Raw genomic sequence first — 17,445 nt, 5'->3', positions numbered from 1 at the left:
TGGGGCGTGCCTCCAGAGCGGTCGGGAGGCCCGCCCCACCACCGTCAGCGGGCCGACGTCTCCGAGTCGGTGCGTTCCCGACCCCGCGTGGCACGGGCGATGAAGTACAGGACCACGCCGACCGCGAGCAGCACCGCCGCGTACAGCCAGACCTGCCCGCTCTGCTGGGTGAGCAGCAGGATGCAGGACGCGACGCCGAGCACGGGCACGAACGTCCACACCCGGAAGTGCTCGTGCTCGACCCGGTCCTTGCGGAGGACCAGGACCGCGATGTTCGTGCTGATGAACACGAAGAGCAGCAGCAGGACGACCGTCTCGGCGAGCGTGCCCACGTCGCCGACCAGGGTCAGGAGCATCGCGACCACGGTCGTCGCGATGATCGCCGTCCACGGGGTCTTCCGGTTCGGCAGGACCTTGCCGAGCAGGCGCGGCAGCAGGCGCTGCTCGGCCATGCCGTAGGTGACGCGACTCGCCATGATCATCGTGAGCAGGGCGCCGTTCGCGACGGCGACCAGGGCGATGATGCTGAACACCCACTCGGGGATCGGGACGCCGGTCGCGGCGACGACCGCCAGGAGCGGGCCGCTCGAGTCGGACAGCTCCGACGCGGGCAGCGCGATCGAACTGGCCAGCGCGACGAGCACGTACACGACCCCGGCGGTGGCGAGGGAGCCGAACAGGGCTCGCGGGTACACCTTGCGGGGTTCGCGGACCTCTTCGGCGACGTTCGCCGACGTCTCGAAGCCGACGAACGAGTAGTAGGCGACGATCGCGGCGCTGAGGGTCGCGAGCGCTGGGTTCGCCTCCGCGGGGAACGCGCCGACACGCGAGACGTCACCACCACCGCCGCCCATCATCACGGCGACCGTGACGATGACGATGACCAGACCGGAGAGCTCGATGATCGTCATCACGACGTTGCTCCGCAGCGAGTCCGAGATGCCGCGGGCGTTGAGGCAGGCGACGAGCGCCAGGAACACGATCGCGGCCGGCACCGGCGGGACGTCGATGAACGTCCCGAGGTAGTCACCGGCGAAGGCGAGCGACAGACCCGCGGCGCTGGTGACACCCGCGGCGAGCATCGAGAACCCGACCAGGAACGACACCAGCGGCACCTTGTACGCGCGCTCCGCGAACACCGCGGCACCACCGGCCTTCGGGTACTTCGTGACGAGCTCGGCGTACGAGCCGGCGGTCAGCAGCGCCAGCAGCAGGGCGAGCACCAGCGGCGCCCAGAGCGCACCACCGACGTCTTTGGACAGGGTGCCCATGAGCGCGTAGATGCCCGCGCCGAGCACGTCGCCGAGGATGAACAGGAACAGCAGGGGACCGGTGATCGCCTGCTTGAGCTTCGATCCGGTCCCGTCCTGCGCCGGCGCTGAGGTGTCAGTGGTCATGTCGCGAGCGTCCCGGGGCCCGGCTGGACGCGGGTCCAGGTCCGCGCTCCCCGGACGTGCGCGGCACGCTCCCCACCTGGAACCCGGCGCGGCGGAGCGGTCCTAGAGTTGACCCCGCAGCAACCGTGATCGACACCGCTCCCCTGGAAGGTCTGCCCATGACGTCGTCGGACCGGCGAACCCCTGCACCGCTCGCTGACCAGCGGGCGCTCCTCTTCGACCTGGACGGCGTCCTCACGCCCACGGCCGAGGTGCACATGCGAGCGTGGAGCCGCCTCTTCACGCCCTACCTCGACCACCACGGGGTGGCGCCGTACACCGAGCAGGACTACTTCGCGTACGTCGACGGCAAGCCCCGGTACGACGGAGTCCGCTCGCTCCTGCAGGCCCGCGGCATCGACCTCCCCGAGGGCACCCCGGACGACGACCCGACGCTCGACACGGTCTGTGGGCTCGGCAACCGGAAGAACGCGGAGTTCACCGCCGAGCTGCAGGAGCACGGTGTGGCGCCCTACCCCGGCTCGGTGCGGTTCCTCACCGCGGCGATCGACGCCGGGTACGAGGTCGGCGTCGTGTCCAGCTCCGCGAACGCGAAGCAGGTGCTCCGGACCGCGGGCATCATCGACCGCTTCGACGTCATCGTCGACGGTGCTGTCGCCCGCGCGGACGGCCTCGCCGGCAAGCCCGCGCCCGACACCTACCTGGATGCTGCGACGCGCTTCGGCCTGACCGCCGCGCAGTGCGTCGTCGTCGAGGACGCCACCAGCGGGGTCGAAGCCGGCCGCAACGGGGCGTTCGGCCTCGTGATCGGGGTCGACCGCGGCGCCGGTGCCGACTCCCTCCGCGAGCACGGCGCGGACGTCGTCGTGACGGACCTCGCCGACCTGCTCCCCGACCTGCCTCCCGTCGACCCCCGGAAGACCGCATGAACCCCATCACCTCCGACCCCCTCGACCGCGTCCGGTACCCGGTCGACGAGTGGGCGCTGATCGAGACCGAGTACGCGGACGAGCAGGGCGTCGACGAGACGAACTTCGCGGTCGGCAACGGGTACCTCGGCCTCCGCGGCAACTTCGACGAGGGCCGCGGCGGCGTGCAGTACGGCACGTACATCAACGGCTTCCACGAGACCTGGCCGATCCGGCACGCCGAGACCGCGTTCGGGTTCGCGAAGACCGGGCAGACGATCATCAACGTCCCGGACGCCAAGGTCATCCGCCTGTACGTCGACGACGAGCCGCTCGTCCTGTCCGAGGCGGACATCCTGCGGCACACGCGTCGGCTCGACTTCCGCGGGGGCTACCTGCTGCGTGAGACGGAGTGGTCGACGCCGTCCGGCAAGCGGGTGCTCATCCGCTCCCGGCGCCTGGTGTCCTTCGTCGAACGGCACCTCGCCGTCATCGACTACGAGGTCACCATGCTCGACCACGACGCCTCCGTCCTGCTGTCGAGCCAGGTGCTCAACCGCCAGGACGTCGCCGACGAGTACCACGCCGGCATGAAGGCGGCCGCGGCGGCGTTCGACCCGCGCAAGGCCGAGTCCTTCACCGACCGTGTGCTGCAGCCGCGGCTCAAGCGGAACGCGGGCTCGCGCTCCCTGCTCGGCTACCAGGCCACCAGCTCCGGCATGACGATCTGCGTCGGCGTCGAGCACCGTCTGGAGACCGAGAACAGCTGGGACGAGACCTCGAGCATCGAGGACGACCTGGCCAAGCACGTCTACCGGGTCCAGGCGAAGGCCGGGCAGCCGATCCGTCTGGTCAAGAGCGTCGTCTACCACACGTCCCGCGGCGTCCCGGCGCGTGAACTCGCCGACCGCTGCGACCGCACCCTCGACCGCGCGAAGTACGAGAGCGTGGAGCAGGTCTTCGGGGACCAGCGCAAGTGGCTCGACGACTACTGGGCGCGCAGCGACGTCGAGATCGCCGGTCAGCCCGAGATCCAACAGGCCGTCCGGTGGAACCTGTTCCAGCTCGCGCAGGCCACCGCCCGGACCGACGGCCACGGCATCGCGGCGAAGGGCGTCACCGGCTCCGGCTACGGCGGCCACTACTTCTGGGACATGGAGATCTACGTCCTGCCGTTCCTGTCGTACACGGCGCCGATCGTCGCCCGGAACGCGCTCCGCTTCCGCTACAACATGCTCGACGCCGCCCGGTCCCGGGCCCGCGAGCTGAACCAGCGCGGAGCCCTGTTCCCGTGGCGCACGATCAACGGCGAGGAGTCCAGCGCGTACTACGCCGCCGGCACCGCGCAGTACCACATCGACGCGGACATCGCCCATGCGCTCATGCAGTACGTGCGGGCCTCCGGCGACACCGACTTCCTGAAGCGTGGCGCGATCGACATCCTCGTCGAGACCGCGCGGCTGTGGGAGGACCTGGGGTTCTGGCGCTCGAACGGCGACCAGAAGTTCCACATCGACGGCGTCACCGGGCCGGACGAGTACACGACCGTCGTCGACGACAACATGTACACGAACGTGATGGCGCGGGCGAACCTCTGGTTCGCCGTCAACGCCTGTCGGCAGCTGGCCGTCGACGACCCGGACGAGTACGCCCGCATGGTCCGTCGCACCGGGCTCGACCCGGACGAGGTCGTGAACTGGGAGCGCGCCGCCGAGTCGATGGAGATCCCCTTCGACCCGCACCGTGGCATCCACCCGCAGGACGCCCAGTTCCTCGACAAGGAACTGTGGGACCTCGAGCGCACGCCGGAGTCGAAGCGTCCGCTGCTGCTGCACTACCACCCGCTGGTCATCTACCGGTTCCAGGTGCTCAAGCAGGCGGACGTCGTGCTCGCCCTGTTCCTGCAGGGCCACGAGTTCACGCCCGCCGAGAAACGCCGCGACTTCGATTACTACGACGCCCTGACCACCGGCGACTCCACGCTGTCCGCGGTCGTGCAGTCGATCATGGCGGCCGAGGTGGGCTACCACGAGCTCGCCGGTCAGTACTTCCAGACCGCGCTCTACGTCGACCTCGCCGACCTGCACGGCAACACCACGGACGGCGTGCACATCGCGTCCACGGGTGGCATCTGGGGTGCGCTCGTCAACGGCTTCGGCGGCATGCGCGACCACGGCGGACGGTTGACCTTCAACCCGCGCCTGCCGACCGACTGGGACCGCCTGACGTACCGCATCACGGTCAACGGCTCGCGGGTACGGGTCGACCTCGAGCAGGAGGCGCTCACCTTCACGGTCGAGACCGGCGCCGGCCTCGACGCGTGGGTCCACAACCAGCAGGTCGAGGTGCGTCCCGGCGAACCGACCGTCGTGCCGCTGCCACACCAGGGACCGCGGATGGCCGGCCACGCGCCGACCACCAGTGACATCCAGGGGACGCTCCGTGCCGACGGCTCGGTGATCACCGCCTCCATCCCGACGATCTCGCTCGAACGCGACATGGAGGACGAGGACACCACGGCCTGACCCGGCCAGGAGGCCCGTCCTCCGTCCGCCCCGGTGCCCGCCCCGCCTGGACCACCGTCCAGGGCGCGGCGGGCACCGTGGTCTCCCGTGTCCTCCGGGCCGACGGCGTCCCTCCACGGGGACCACCGACGCGGGAGGAAACACCATGGGCAAGCGGTTCGAGGGCAAGGTCGCGATCGTCACGGGCGCGGGGTCCGGCATCGGTGAGGCCACCGCGCGTGCGTTCGTCGCGGAGGGCGCCGGCGTCGTCCTGGTCGACAGCGTCGAGGAGAAGGTCCGCGACGTCGCCGACTCGTTGCCGACCGCCCAGGCGCTGTGGCTGCAGGCCGACGTCGCCGACCCCGACGCGTGGCAGACCGTCGTCGACGCGGCGATCGACCGCTGGGACCGGTTGGACGTGCTCGTGAACAACGCCGGCACGTTCACCTCGGGCGACATCACCGACATCTCACCGGACGAGTGGCGCCGGGTGGTCGAGACCGACCTGTCGAGCGTGTTCTACGGCACCCGGGTCGCGCTGCCGTTCCTGCGGGAGACGAAGGGCTCGATCGTGAACACCTCGTCGGTGTCCGGCGAGGCCGCGGACTGGCGGATGAGTCCCTACAACGCGGCGAAGGGCGGCGTCTCGAACTTCACCAAGGCTGCTGCCCTGGACAACGGCGGGTTCGGTGTCCGGGTGAACGCCGTCGCACCCGGCCTGATCTGGACGGACCTGACGCAGTCGCAGGCGGAGGACGAGGAGCTCAAGCGGGAGTTCTCGGAGCGCATCGCCCTCGGCCGCGGGGGCCGTTCGGAGGAGGTCGCGGCGGCGGTGCTCTTCCTGGCCAGCGACGAGGCGTCGTTCATCACCGGGGCGATCCTGCCGGTCGACGGCGGCACGATGGCGAGCAACGGGCAGCCGGCGCAGGCCTGACGTCGGCGCTGGCTGCTCCGGTCAGAGGAGCTTGCGGAGCGTGTTCGTGTTGCGGGCTGTCGTCGTGCGCTTGAAGCGGCCGGCACCGGCGCGCTTCGCGAAGGGGGTCGTCGTGCTCGACCCCTTCGGGCACGACCAGTAGACGACGCCGTCGCCCCGGGCGACCTGCTCGATCGCCGGGTCGTGGTCGAGCCCGGCGAGCAGGTCGTCGAGTGCGACGGGCTCGGAGGCGAACACGACGTAGTCATGGCGGTCGGCCGCCGACGCGAAGGGGAACCCCGCGACGAGGTCGGCCAGGGAGTCGTGGCGGACGAGCACGATCCAGGCGTCGTACCCGAAGCGGTCGCGGAGTGCCTGCTCGATCGAGGACCGCAGCACCGCGGGATCGACCGGGTCGGCGGTGGTGAAGACGACGTTGCCCGAAGCGAGGATCGTCCGGACGTCCGTGTACCCGAGGCCACGGAACAGCTCAGCGAGGTCGGCGCTCCGGATCGTGATGCCGTTCACGTTGACCCCGCGCAGCAGGGCGATCCAGTTCGTCATGTCGTGACCGTAGCGCGCGTCGGTGACCGGGTCCACGCGGGTCGTGGCCGCGTCCGCGCTGCTCACGTCCAGGTCCGGGCGACGGTCCAGCCGCCACCCTCTGGCACGATGTCGACCACCAGGGTCTCCCCGTCCTCCGCGGTGGCCTGGAAGCGCCAACCGGCCGTGCGCTCCGGCGCGTGGGTGATGGCGGTGGGCAGGTCGGCCGGGGTCGTGGTCAGCCGTGTCGGGACGTCGGAGACCCGCCAGCGTCGCCCGAGCCAGACCAGTCGGACGGGCGCGCCGCCGGTCCACCACACGGTGACAGCGGTGTCGACGATCATCATCAGGGCCTCCTCGTTCGAACGTGTGTTCGAATGCTAGGTCGACCGTCCGACACCTGCAAGCGGCCCGGCGCGCCGTGTTCGTCCGCCGGAGTACGGCGGGACAGTCGAGGGCCGGTCGTGTAGACGGGCATCATGACGAACGACGACACCCAGGGTCCCGACGCCGCACACCAGGTCCCGGAGGGGGTCTCCGAAGCGACGGTGGAGGCCCTCGGTAGCCTCTCTGCAGCGATCGAGGTCATCGAGCACGCTCGCGGCCTGCTCTACGGGTTCCACCGGCTGACCGGCACCGCCGACCTGAACATCGGCGAGGCGGTGGAGCAGCTGCGGAAGGCCGGGCACACCGAACTCGCGGAGCGCATCGACACCGAGCTCGTCGGCCGCAACGTCATCGCCGGGCGGTGGACGTTCCAGATCGTCGAGGACTACGACGACGGCTACTACGCGACCGCGAAGGAGCTCGAGCGGACCGCGCGCGAGCAGCTCGTCGGCGGCAAGCGCCACCTGTTCGAGGCGGGCATGAAGGAGGACCGGCGCACGCCGGCCCAGCCCCACCACGAGGCGACGCCAGCCGACCTGCCGGACTGATCCGGGCCTCCCGTCCGTCCCCTCCGCGGAACGCAACGTGGGCGGGTGCTCGCCACGGGATACCGTTGCGAGCAACCGCCCACGTTGCGTTCAGCGGGGCGGGTCAGCCGACGCCGAGCAGGGCCTCCAGCGGACCGCGTGCGAAGTAGAGCAGGAAGCCGGCGGCGACGACGTAGAGCAGCCACGAGACCTGTCGGCCCTTGCCGGACAGCGCCTTGATGAGCACCCAGCTGATGAAGCCGGCGCCGATGCCGTTCGCGATCGAGTACGTCAGCGGCATCACGACGATGGTCAGGAACGCCGGCAGTGCCGACCCGAAGTCGGTCCAGTCGATGTCCGCGACCTGCGCCACCATGAGCGCACCGACGACGACGAGCCCGGCGGCAGCGACCTCGAGTGGGACGACCTGCGTCAGCGGGGTCAGGAACATCGAGGCCAGGAACAACAGACCGGTCACGACCGAGGCCATGCCGGTCCGGGCGCCCTCACCGATGCCGGCGGCGGAGTCGATGAACACCGTGTTCGACGACACCGAGGCGCCACCACCGGCGATCGCGCCGGCACCCTCGACGACGAGCGCCGCACGGAGACGGGGGAACGTGCCGTCCTTCTCCGCGACCCCGGCTGCCTTCGCCAGGCCGGTCATCGTGCCCATGGCGTCGAAGAAGTTCGTGAAGACCAGCGTGAAGACGAGCATCGACGCGGCGAGCGGACCGATCCGGGCGAAGGCGCCGAAGTCGAACTGGCCGACCAAGGACAGGTCGGGCAGGGCGAACAGCGCGCTCGGCAGGCCGGGAGCGTTGAGGTTCCAGCCGGTCTTCGAGTCGACCGAGGTCGGCACGTGGAACACGGCCTGCAGGATGACCGCGATGACCGTCGTCGCGATGATGCCGATGAGCAGTGCGCCCTTGACCCGGCGGGCCATGAGCGTGCCGATGATGACGAGGCCGATCAGGAACACGATCGTCGGCAGGGCGCCGACGGAACCGTCCTCGCCGAGCTGCAGCGGCGGCGACGCGAGCCCGGAGGACCGCACGAAGCCGGAGTCGACGAGCCCGATGAACGCGATGAACAGGCCGATGCCGACCGTTATCGCGGCCTTGAGTTGCGCGGGCACCGCCGTGAAGATCATCGTCCGGATGCCGGTCAACGCCAGGATCACGATGATCACGCCGTTGATGACGACGAGGCCCATCGCCTCGGCCCACGTCACCTGGTGCACGACGCTGACGGCGAGGAACGAGTTGATCCCGAGGCCCGCCGCGATGCCGAACGGCAGGTTCGCGACGAGGCCCATCGCGATGGTCATCAGCCCGGCGACGAGACCGGTGGCCGCGGCCACCTGAGCGTTCTCGAGCCACCCGCCGCTGACGTCCTTGGCGGCCTGGTCGGCGCTGAACCCGCCGAGGATGAGCGGGTTGAGGATGACGATGTAGGCCATCGTCACGAAGGAGACGAGACCACCACGGATCTCGCGGGGGATGGTCGATCCGCGCTTCGTGACCGAGAAGAAGCGGTCGAGGCCGGATGCGACGCGGTTCCGGGGCGGGCTGGATGTCTGCGGGGCGCTCACCGGGGGAGTTTAAAGGAACCTGGGACCGCGGGCACGTCGGGGCGGCAGGGTAGCCGTCCTGGAGGCCCGATCCTGCTGATCGGGGTACGGCACCGCGTTCCGTGGTCAGTTGCACTGCCGCTCGGCGGTGTTGGATGAGCGGGTGACCCAGCGCATGGACCGTGCCCGTGTCGAGGCCGCCGTGCGAGAGCTGCTGGCGGGCATCGGCGAAGACCCCGACCGACCCGGACTGGAGCGGACCCCGCAACGGGTCGCGGACGCGTACACGGAGTTCTTCGCCGGGCTCGACCAGGACGCGACGCAGATCGCCCGGGACGGCACGGTGCCCGCCGGTGACGGCGAACGCGGTGACCTGGTGATCGTCCGCGACGTCCTGTTCCGCTCGGTGTGCGAGCACCACCTGCTCCCCTTCCTCGGCACGGCCCACCTGGCGTACGCACCGGGCGAGCGACTGATCGGCCTGGGGACGCTGGCGCGGGTGGTGGAGGCGTTGGCCTCCCGTCCGCAGCTGCAGGAGCGCCTCGGCGAGCAGATCGTCGCCGCGGTGCAGGACGGCCTCGAGGCACGGGGTGTCCTCGTGGTGCTCGACGCCCAGCACCAGTGCGTGACGACCCGGGGTGAACGGCAGACGAGTTCCACGACCGTCACCGTCGCGGCGAGCGGGATCCTCGCCGACGCGGCCGGGCGTGCCGAGGCGATCGCCCTCATCGGGGCCGGGTCCGCAGCCGGAGCCAGAGCCGCCGCCGGGGCGGACGGCTGATGCGCGTCGGACTCGGTGCGGGCCTCCAGTCCGGTGCGGCCGGCGCGACCGGACCCGGGTGGGTGGTCCCGGACCTGGGGCAGCCGATCCGGACCATCGGCCGCCGCACCTTCGACTTCGACCACCGCATCGCCGTGATGGCGATCGTGAACCGCACCCCCGACTCGTTCCACGACGAGGGCCGCACGTTCGCCCTGGACCGTGCGGTCCAAGCCGCGGTCACGGCCGCCGAGCAGGGCGCCGACTGGGTCGACATCGGCGGGGTGAAGTTCGCCCCCGGGCCGGAGCTGTCCGCGGCCGACGAGATCGAGCGCGTCCTCCCGGTCGTCGAGCAGGTCGCCGAGCAGTCCGACGTGACGATCAGCGTCGACACCTTCCGGCCCGAGGTCGCGGCCGCCGCGATCACCGCCGGTGCCAGCGTCGTCAACGACACCACCGGCCTGGCCGACCCGCGGATGGCCGCCGTCGTCGCGGACTCGGACGCGACGATCGTCATCACACACTCGCTCGCGGCGCCCCGGCAGGAGTACCCGAAGCCGCAGTACGCTGACGTGGCGGGCGAGGTCGCGGCCTTCCTGCGGCTCCGTGTCGACCGGGCGCTCGAGGCGGGCATCCCCGAGGACCGGATCATCATCGACCCCGGGCACGACCTCAACAAGACGACCGTGCACACGCTCGAGCTGACCCGGCGTCTGCCGGAGGTCGTCGCCCTCGGCTACCCGGTCCTCGCCGCGGTGTCGAACAAGGACTTCGTGGGGGAGAGCCTCGGCCGGCCGCGCGGGGAGCGGCTGCCCGGGTCGCTGGCCGCGGCGACCATGAGCGCGATGCTCGGGGCGCGGATCGTCCGGATGCACGACGTCCTCGCGTCCGTCGACGCGATGCGCATGGTCGAGACCGTCCTCGGCTGGCGGGCACCCCTGGAAGCGAGGCACAACACGTGACGCACCTGCCCGACCCGATCGCCGACCTGTCCGACGACGAGCTGCTCGACGTCTACACCGACGGTGCGGAGGGCACCGCTGACGGTGGCTGGCTCCGCGTCAACTTCGTCAGCTCCCTCGACGGCTCCTCGACCGCCTCCGGGAAGTCCGGCTCGCTGGGCGGGGACGACGACCTGCGCGTGTTCGACCTGCTGCGCCGGGTCGCCGACGTCGTCCTGGTCGCAGCGGGCACCGTCCGCGACGAGGGGTACGGGCCGATGGTGCTGCACGACGCCGACGTCGCCTGGCGCCGGGAGCACGGCCTGTCCGACCACCCGGTGTTCGCGATCGTGACGGGGTCACTCGGCCTCCACCCGGCATCGCGGGTGTTCACCGAGGCGCCGGTCCGGCCGGTCGTCCTGACCTCGGCGTCCGCGGACCCCTCGCGGCGACAGGCGCTCGAGGCCGTCGCGGACGTGGTGTCCTGCGGCGAGGACTCCGTCGACCCGGCCCAGGTCCGGGCCGCCCTGGTCGACCGGGGCCTGCCGACCATCCACTGCGAGGGCGGGCCGTCGTTCCTCGGTGCCCTGGTGGCGGCGGACCTGGTCGACGAGCTGTGCCTGTCGATCGACCCGTCCCTCGAGGGCGGCGAGGGGGGACGCATCGTGCACGGGTCGTCGCCGGAGCTGCGGTCGATGCGGCTCGCGCACGTGCTGCACGGGGCCGGGGACGTGCTGCTGACGCGGTACGTCCGTGCGCGATGACGGCGGCGGGCGGCAGGTAGGGTCGGCACCGTGATCGACGTCGTGGTGTCCGGGGTCCTGTTCGACATGGACGGGACGCTCGTCGACTCGACCGCCATCGTCGAGGGTGCGTGGGGTCGCTTCGGCGCCGACCACGACCTCGACCCGCAGACGATCCTCGGCTTCTCGCACGGCCGGCAGACGATCGACACGATCCGGCACTTCCTGCCCGACCTCGCACCCGACGAGCAGCGTCGGGTCGCACTCGAACTCGTCAACGACGAGGTCGAGAACACCGAGGGCATCATCGAGGTCCCGGGTGCCGGCGCCTTCGTCCGCCGGCTGCTCGCCGCCGGCGTGCCCGTCGCGCTGGTCACCAGCGCCCCGCGGGACCTCGCCGTGAACCGGATGCGCGCCGCCGACGTGCCCGTCCCCGACGCCGTGGTCGCCGCCGACGACGTCGAGCACGGCAAGCCGCACCCGGACGGCTACCTGCGCGGTGCGGCCCTGCTCGGGGTCGCGGCCGAGGACTGCCTGGCCTTCGAGGACGCCCCCGCCGGACTGGAGGCTGCGCTCGCCTCCGGTGCGACGACCGTCGCCGTCGGGCCGCTCGCCCCCGCCGACCTGCCGGCGGACCTGGTGCGGATCACCGGGTACGACGGGGTCACCGTGACGGCCGAGGGCGATGGGTTCCGCATCCGCGGCTGAGCTCAGCGGGAGCGCCGTGGGGGGTGCTCCGCGCACTCCGGGTCGACGCCCCCTGCGCACTGCGAACGCACCCAGCGGGCTCCGACGACCGTGGTGTGCGCAGCCGGAGACCCCGGTCTGCGGAAGGAGTGACCATGGCAGCCCTCGACGGCAAGAAGATCCTCGTCATCGCGACGAACTACGGCGTGGAGCAGGACGAGATCGTCGTCCCCACCGAGCAGCTCCGGGAGCGCGGGGCCACCGTGACCGTCGCCGCGAAGGAGTCCGGCCCGATCCAGACCCTGGTCGGTGACAAGGACCCGGGCAAGAGCGTCGACTCGGACACCACCCTCGACGGCGTCGCAGCGGGCGACTTCGACGCCCTCGTGGTGCCCGGCGGCACGATCAACGCCGACACCATCCGCCAGGACTCCACGGCGATCGACCTCGTCAAGGCGTTCGTCGAGGCCGGCAAGCCGATCGCGGCGATCTGCCACGGCCCGTGGACCCTCGTCGAGGCCGGTGTCCTGCCGGGTCGCACGATCACCTCGTTCCCGTCGCTGCAGACGGACGTCCGCAACGCCGGTGCCGAGTGGGTCGACCAGGAGGTCCAGGTCGACGAGACCGGCAGCACGATCATCACCTCGCGGAACCCCGGCGACCTGCCGGCGTTCGTGGACGCGATCCAGGCCGCGCTCGCCTGACCCCTCGCAACACGCAACCTGGGCGGCAGCGCGCAGCGGTACTCCGTGGCGTGGTGCCGCCCGCGTTGCGTTCCGCGGAGCGGTCAGGCGACGGGGACCGCAAGTGCCGTGCGCAGCACCGCGGGACCGAGGGTGAGCACCCCGTCGGACTCCGGGTCGCACCGCACCCCGCCACGCCCGCGCATCGCCCGGAACGCTCCCGGAGCCACCTCGGTGTCCATCCACGCGCACGGGTTCGCCGGCCGGTACCCGCGGAACAGGACCGGGCCGTCGCCGGAGTCCAGGGAGAACGGCTCGCCCCGCAGCGCCTCGACGTCGACGCCGCGCAGGAACACGTTCCGCCGGGTCGCCGCCGGGTCGATCGACACCCCGAGTCCGCGTCCGACCGCCTCGAGGCCCGCCACTCCGATCAGGGTCACCGAGGCGTGCACGTGCGCCCGGGCGGCGAAGTAGCGGTCACCGACGATGCCGAGTCCGGCGCGCAGTTCGACGCGGTCGCGGAGCTCCTCCCCGTCGGCCGGTGACGCGCCGTCCGCGGGACGCCCCTCGTAGCGGTGCCGTCGGGAGACCAGCAGCATCGTCACCTCGACGTCGCGGGCATGCGGCAGCGCGACGGAGGCGACCGGGTCGACGACGGGAGCCATGCGGACGACGCTAGCCGTGCCTCCCGGCCGGCCCGTCCATCCGCGGTGCTGCGACGTCCGATTCCCGCCAGTCCGCTGTCGTCGGCGCATGTCAGGCTGACCACATGACCACCACCGGAGCGGAGGCGCTGCACGACGAGCGGTACCGGATCGCGGCGTCACGGGATGCCCGGTTCGACGGGCAGTTCGTCACGGCCGTGCACTCGACCGGCATCTACTGCCGCCCGAGCTGCCCCGCCCGCACACCCCGCTCGACGGGCGTCACCTTCTACCGGACGAGCGCCGCCGCGCACCTCGCGGGGTTCCGCGCCTGCCGCCGCTGCCTGCCCGAGGCGACCCCCGGCAGCCCGGAGTGGGACCTCCGTGAGGACGTCGCCGCCCGTGCGATGCGCCTGGTCCTCGACGGTGTCGTGGAGCGGGAGGGCGTCCCCGGCCTCGCGGGGCGCGTCGGCTACTCGGAGCGGCAGCTCAACCGGATCATGACCGACGAGCTCGGCGCCGGCCCGAAGGCCCTGAGCCGCGCGCACCGGGCGCAGACCGCGCGGACCCTGCTCACCTCGTCGGACCTGCCGATCGCGGACGTCGCCTTCGCCGCCGGCTTCGCGAGCATCCGCCAGTTCAACGACACCGTGCGCGAGGTCTTCGCGCTCACACCCACCGAGTTGCGTGCCCGACGACGGACCGCACCGGGTGGTGACGGTGCGCTGCACGTGCACCTGCCGGCGCGCCCGCCGTTCGACGTGCAGGGGCTCCTCGAGTGGCATGCGCTGCACGCCCTCGCCGGCATGGAACAGGTCGGGTTCGACGCGGCGGGGCGGGTCGCCTCCTACGGGCGGGTGCTGGACCTGCCGGGAGGCCCGGGCTGGTTCCGCGCGACGGCTGCGGGTGCCGACACGGCCGGGTCCGGTGCTCGTGTCGGCCGGGTGCGGACCGGACTGGACCTGCTCGTCCGGCTCACCGACCTGTCCGACCTGCCGACCCTCGTGGCCCGGGTGCGGGCGCTGTTCGACCTCGACGCCGATCCGGTGGCGGTGGACACCGCCCTCGCAGCGGTGCCCGAGCTCGCACCGGCGGTCGCACGAGTGCCCGGCATGCGGCTGCCGGGGGCGGTGGACCCGCACGAGGTGGTGTTCCGTACCCTCATCGGGCAGCAGGTGTCCGTCGCGGCGGCCCGGACGGCGCAGACGCGGCTCGTCGCGGCGTTGGGGGAGCGGGTGGCGGCGGGCCTCGTGCCGGGTGTCGTCGAGGGGCCGGGTGCCTCCGATCGCGATGAGTCCCTCGTGCGGCTGTTCCCCCGAGCCGCGGTGGTCGCCGAGCGCGGGCGGGAGGTCCTCCGCGGCCCCGCAGCCCGTGTCGACACGATCATGCGCGTCGCGGTGGCGCTCGCCGACGGCAGCCTCGTGGTCCACGGCGGACAGTCGCTCGAGGAACTCCGCTCCGGCCTGCTCGCCGTGAAGGGCATCGGGCCGTGGACGGCCGACTACGTCGCACTCCGGGTCCGCCACCACCCCGATCTCTTCCTGCACAGCGACCTCGCCGTGCGGAACGGTGCACAGGAACTCGGGCTGCCCGGGACGGCGCGCGCACTCTCCCTATGGTCGGAACGGGTGGCCCCCTGGCGGAGCTACCTCACGATGCACTGCTGGCGGCCGATCATCGATCGCGCGATGGACCGGGCCGCAGCGACCTCCACGAACCCCGGGAAGGAACTCCGATGAACGACGCCGTCCTCACCACCCTCTCCACCCCCGACGGGCCCTTCACCGTGCTCGAGGACGACCGCGGGCGGGTCCTCTCCTCGGGGTGGACCGCCGACCCCGACCGGATCCTCGCGCGCCTCGCCGAACGGCACCGCCCGACCCGGGTCCTCGACGGGCAGGTCCGCGCTGCCGACGCCGTGGACGCCTACTACGCGGGAGAGCCCGAGCACGCCATGCAGGTCCCCGTCCACCAGGTCGGCACCGAGCTCTTCACCGAGGGCTGGCGACGACTGCGGGACATCCCCGCCGGGTCGACCCTGACGTACACGGCCTTCGCCAGTGCGATGGGACGCCCCGATGCGGTCCGCGCTGCCGCCAGTGTCTGCGCCCGGAACGCCCCCGCCCTGTTCGTCCCCTGTCACCGGGTCCTGCGCTCCGACGGGTCGCTCGGCGGGTTCGCCTGGGGACTCGACGTCAAACGGGCCCTGCTCGAACGCGAGTCCGTGGCCGCCGACGCCCTCGTCTGAGCGGCCCCTCGGACAGGTGACGCGTTCACAGCGAGCACCAAGCGCTCCCCCAGGACGTGGGTGGTGACGCGGAGCCCGGGGCCTGTCAGACTCGCGACGACGGCGTGGCCCACGGACACCGTGGACCGAGAGCAGCGTCGAGCGCGATGCGTGCGGCACCTCGAGGTGCGGCACGACCGGGGACGCGCCACTCGCCGTCGAGACCGAACGAGGACGCCCATGACGACCACCGCTGACCGATCGGTGCTGTCTGCGGACGGCACCCGGATCGCGGTCTCGTCGAGCGGCGACGGGCCCGCGCTCGTGGTCGTGGGCGGGGCCTTCGACCACCGGGGCACACCGTTCGTGGACGGAGTGGTCGCCGCGTTCTCCGACCGCTACCGGGTCGTCACCTACGACCGGCGCGGACGCGGCGCGAGCGGCGACACCCGACCGTGGTCCGTCACGCGTGAGATCGAGGACCTGGCCGCCGTGGTCGCCGACGTCGGCGCCCCCGTCGACCTGCTCGGCATCTGCGTCGGTGCCGCCGTCGTCCTGCACGCCGTCGCCACCGGGGTCCCGGTCGGCCGGGCCGTCCTCTACGAACCGCCGTACCGCGCGAGCGTCGACGCGCACGCCGACGACGTCCTGTTCGCCGACCGCCTCGACGAGATGATCGCCGGCGGGCGTCGAGCCGCCGCGGTCCGTGCCTACCTCACCCGGGTGCTCGGCGTCCCGATGCTCCAGGTCTCCGCCGTGCCCCTCAAACCGAAGCTGTGGAAGGCGCTGCTCGCTGACGCCGGTGTCCTCGGCCGCGACGTCCGCGTGCTCAGCGGGCTCGTGGTGCCGGAGCGGGCGCTCGCCGCGGTGGGCATCCCGGTGCTCGTCGCCGCGGGGACCAGCGGCCCGACCTGGACACGGGCGGCCGCCCGCGCCGTGGTCGAGACCGTGCCGGGCTCCACGTCCGTGGTGCTCGAGGGACAGGGGCACGTGCCGGACCCCGCGGTGCTGCGGAGCACGGTCGACGATTTCCTCCAGGCTCAACCCAGTCCCGACCCGCACTGACTGGGCCAGGATGGACGGGTGAACGCACCCCGCCTCGGACTCCTGCTCGACGTCGACGGCCCGATCGCCAGCCCGCTCTCGCGGACCATCGCGATCCCGAGCATCGTCGAGGACCTCGTCGCCCTGGCGGCCGAGGGCATCCCCGTGGTGTTCAACACCGGCCGCAGCGACGCCTTCATCCGGGAGCAGGTCGTCGGCCCGCTCCTCGCCGGCGGTCTCGCGGCGGGCGGCCGGGTGCACGCGGTGTGCGAGAAGGGCGCCGTCTGGTGCTCGATCGGCCCGCAGTTCCCGGACGGCATGGGTGACCTGACCGTCGCCGAGGACCTGGCGCTGCCGCGGGACTTCGCCGACGAGATGCGTGGGCTCGTCCACGACGAGTACGCCGACCTGGTGTTCTTCGACGAGACGAAGCACGCGATGGTGTCGATCGAGCAGCTGGTGGACGTCGACAACGCGGCGTACCTGGCCCGGCAGCCCGACTTCGACGCCCAGGCGATGGCCGCGCTCGAGCGTCGCGGGCTCGGCGTCCGTCGCCTGGACGACGTCCGGCCGGACGATCGGGGAGCCGTGGACTGGCGCGTCGACCCGACCATCATCTCGACCGACATCGAGTCCGACCGCAGCGGCAAGGACCTCGGGGCCGAGCGTGCGCTGGAGCTCCTGGCCGAGGACGGTGCCCTGCCGCTCGAGTGGCGCACGGTGGGCGACTCCCGGAGCGACTACGCGATGGCCGACTGGCTGCACGCGAACGGGCACCGGGTCGCGCACGTCGACGTCCGACCGGCTGACGGGGTGCCCGAGACGCCGTACGCGGTGCTCACCGCGCCGGAGGGGGTCATCCACGACGAGGCCGGCGCCCGGTTCCTCCGTGCCTGGCGCGAGGGACGTTCCGACTCGGCGGTCTGACCGGACCCGCGACCGGCCCTGACGGGTCGCAGGACCT

General features: G+C 72.0%; 18 protein-coding genes. 13 read left to right on the top strand and 5 right to left on the bottom strand.

Annotation, left to right across the window (positions count from 1 at the left end):
* Positions 1-44 precede the first annotated feature (44 nt).
* Positions 45-1,397 carry an APC family permease gene (locus DEJ25_RS01355; RefSeq protein ID WP_110903646.1) on the bottom strand — a complete coding sequence of 451 codons (1,353 nt, stop codon included), beginning with the start codon at positions 1,395-1,397 and terminating at the stop codon, positions 45-47.
* A gap of 158 nt (positions 1,398-1,555) precedes the next feature.
* Here DEJ25_RS01355 and DEJ25_RS01350 point away from each other — a divergent pair, with 158 nt between their 5' ends.
* The 3 genes from DEJ25_RS01350 (at position 1,556) to DEJ25_RS01340 (ending at position 5,743) form a co-directional block, all read left to right on the top strand.
* The gene (locus DEJ25_RS01350) at positions 1,556-2,326 is read left to right on the top strand and encodes an HAD family phosphatase (RefSeq protein ID WP_111043528.1); all 771 of its coding nucleotides are present in this window, start codon (positions 1,556-1,558) and stop codon (positions 2,324-2,326) included.
* A complete protein-coding gene (locus tag DEJ25_RS01345; protein WP_110903648.1) occupies positions 2,323-4,830 on the top strand; it encodes a glycoside hydrolase family 65 protein in 2,508 nt (835 codons plus the stop codon). Before DEJ25_RS01350 ends, DEJ25_RS01345 begins: the two co-directional genes overlap by 4 nt.
* 145 nt (positions 4,831-4,975) lie before the next feature.
* Complete coding sequence (locus DEJ25_RS01340) at positions 4,976-5,743, top strand: SDR family NAD(P)-dependent oxidoreductase (protein ID WP_110903649.1); 768 nt, start codon at positions 4,976-4,978, stop codon at positions 5,741-5,743.
* 21 nt (positions 5,744-5,764) lie between these two features.
* On the opposite strand, the gene DEJ25_RS01335 is transcribed toward DEJ25_RS01340, so the two are convergent.
* The gene (locus DEJ25_RS01335; protein WP_111043709.1) at positions 5,765-6,286 is read right to left on the bottom strand and encodes a DUF1697 domain-containing protein; all 522 of its coding nucleotides are present in this window, start codon (positions 6,284-6,286) and stop codon (positions 5,765-5,767) included.
* Positions 6,287-6,348: 62 nt separating this feature from the next.
* Complete coding sequence (locus tag DEJ25_RS01330; protein ID WP_110903650.1) at positions 6,349-6,612, bottom strand: hypothetical protein; 264 nt, start codon at positions 6,610-6,612, stop codon at positions 6,349-6,351.
* A gap of 132 nt (positions 6,613-6,744) precedes the next feature.
* Between DEJ25_RS01330 and DEJ25_RS01325 the strand changes: the two genes are divergently transcribed.
* Positions 6,745-7,200, top strand: coding sequence for a hypothetical protein (locus tag DEJ25_RS01325; RefSeq protein ID WP_110903651.1), 456 nt, complete (start codon positions 6,745-6,747; stop codon positions 7,198-7,200).
* 103 nt (positions 7,201-7,303) lie between these two features.
* On the opposite strand, the gene DEJ25_RS01320 is transcribed toward DEJ25_RS01325, so the two are convergent.
* Positions 7,304-8,773 carry an NCS2 family permease gene (locus DEJ25_RS01320; RefSeq protein WP_110903652.1) on the bottom strand — a complete coding sequence of 490 codons (1,470 nt, stop codon included), beginning with the start codon at positions 8,771-8,773 and terminating at the stop codon, positions 7,304-7,306.
* Positions 8,774-8,927: 154 nt separating this feature from the next.
* Here DEJ25_RS01320 and folE point away from each other — a divergent pair, with 154 nt between their 5' ends.
* The 5 genes from folE (at position 8,928) to DEJ25_RS01295 (ending at position 12,587) form a co-directional block, all read left to right on the top strand.
* Entirely contained in the window at positions 8,928-9,533 is a 606-nt protein-coding gene (gene folE / locus DEJ25_RS01315; protein WP_220033153.1) for a GTP cyclohydrolase I, read from the top strand.
* Positions 9,533-10,474: a dihydropteroate synthase gene (gene folP, locus DEJ25_RS01310; RefSeq protein WP_111043526.1), complete on the top strand. Its 942-nt coding sequence runs from the start codon at positions 9,533-9,535 to the stop codon at positions 10,472-10,474. Before folE ends, folP begins: the two co-directional genes overlap by 1 nt.
* Complete coding sequence (locus DEJ25_RS01305; protein ID WP_111043525.1) at positions 10,471-11,217, top strand: pyrimidine reductase family protein; 747 nt, start codon at positions 10,471-10,473, stop codon at positions 11,215-11,217. The genes folP and DEJ25_RS01305 overlap by 4 nt, the downstream gene beginning before the upstream one ends.
* Before the next feature lie 30 nt (positions 11,218-11,247).
* A complete protein-coding gene (locus tag DEJ25_RS01300) occupies positions 11,248-11,904 on the top strand; it encodes an HAD-IA family hydrolase (RefSeq protein WP_258366387.1) in 657 nt (218 codons plus the stop codon).
* Positions 11,905-12,038: 134 nt separating this feature from the next.
* Positions 12,039-12,587, top strand: coding sequence for a type 1 glutamine amidotransferase domain-containing protein (locus DEJ25_RS01295; protein ID WP_111043524.1), 549 nt, complete (start codon positions 12,039-12,041; stop codon positions 12,585-12,587).
* 83 nt (positions 12,588-12,670) lie between these two features.
* Here DEJ25_RS01295 and DEJ25_RS01290 read toward each other — a convergent pair whose 3' ends face one another.
* On the bottom strand, positions 12,671-13,231 hold the full coding sequence (locus DEJ25_RS01290; protein ID WP_110903657.1) for a molybdenum cofactor biosysynthesis protein: 561 nt from the start codon (positions 13,229-13,231) through the stop codon (positions 12,671-12,673).
* 104 nt (positions 13,232-13,335) lie between these two features.
* On the opposite strand from DEJ25_RS01290, the gene DEJ25_RS01285 reads away from it, so the two are divergent.
* The 4 genes from DEJ25_RS01285 to DEJ25_RS01270 all read left to right on the top strand — a co-directional run bounded on the left by DEJ25_RS01285 (position 13,336) and on the right by DEJ25_RS01270 (position 17,408).
* Entirely contained in the window at positions 13,336-14,949 is a 1,614-nt protein-coding gene (locus DEJ25_RS01285; RefSeq protein ID WP_110903658.1) for a DNA-3-methyladenine glycosylase 2 family protein, read from the top strand.
* Positions 14,946-15,458, top strand: a complete 513-nt coding sequence (locus DEJ25_RS01280; RefSeq protein WP_110903659.1) for a methylated-DNA--[protein]-cysteine S-methyltransferase — start codon at positions 14,946-14,948, stop codon at positions 15,456-15,458. The genes DEJ25_RS01285 and DEJ25_RS01280 overlap by 4 nt, the downstream gene beginning before the upstream one ends.
* A 219-nt stretch (positions 15,459-15,677) precedes the next feature.
* Positions 15,678-16,502: an alpha/beta fold hydrolase gene (locus DEJ25_RS01275; RefSeq protein WP_110903660.1), complete on the top strand. Its 825-nt coding sequence runs from the start codon at positions 15,678-15,680 to the stop codon at positions 16,500-16,502.
* An 18-nt stretch (positions 16,503-16,520) separates the two neighbouring features.
* Complete coding sequence (locus DEJ25_RS01270) at positions 16,521-17,408, top strand: hypothetical protein (protein WP_110903661.1); 888 nt, start codon at positions 16,521-16,523, stop codon at positions 17,406-17,408.
* Positions 17,409-17,445 lie beyond the last annotated feature (37 nt).

Origin of the sequence: Curtobacterium sp. MCPF17_011, from assembly GCF_003234145.1 — a bacterium.
Classification (GTDB): Bacteria; Actinomycetota; Actinomycetes; order Actinomycetales; family Microbacteriaceae; genus Curtobacterium.
Note: the sequence above shows the minus strand (reverse complement) of the source record. Positions and strands in the feature narration are given on the sequence as shown.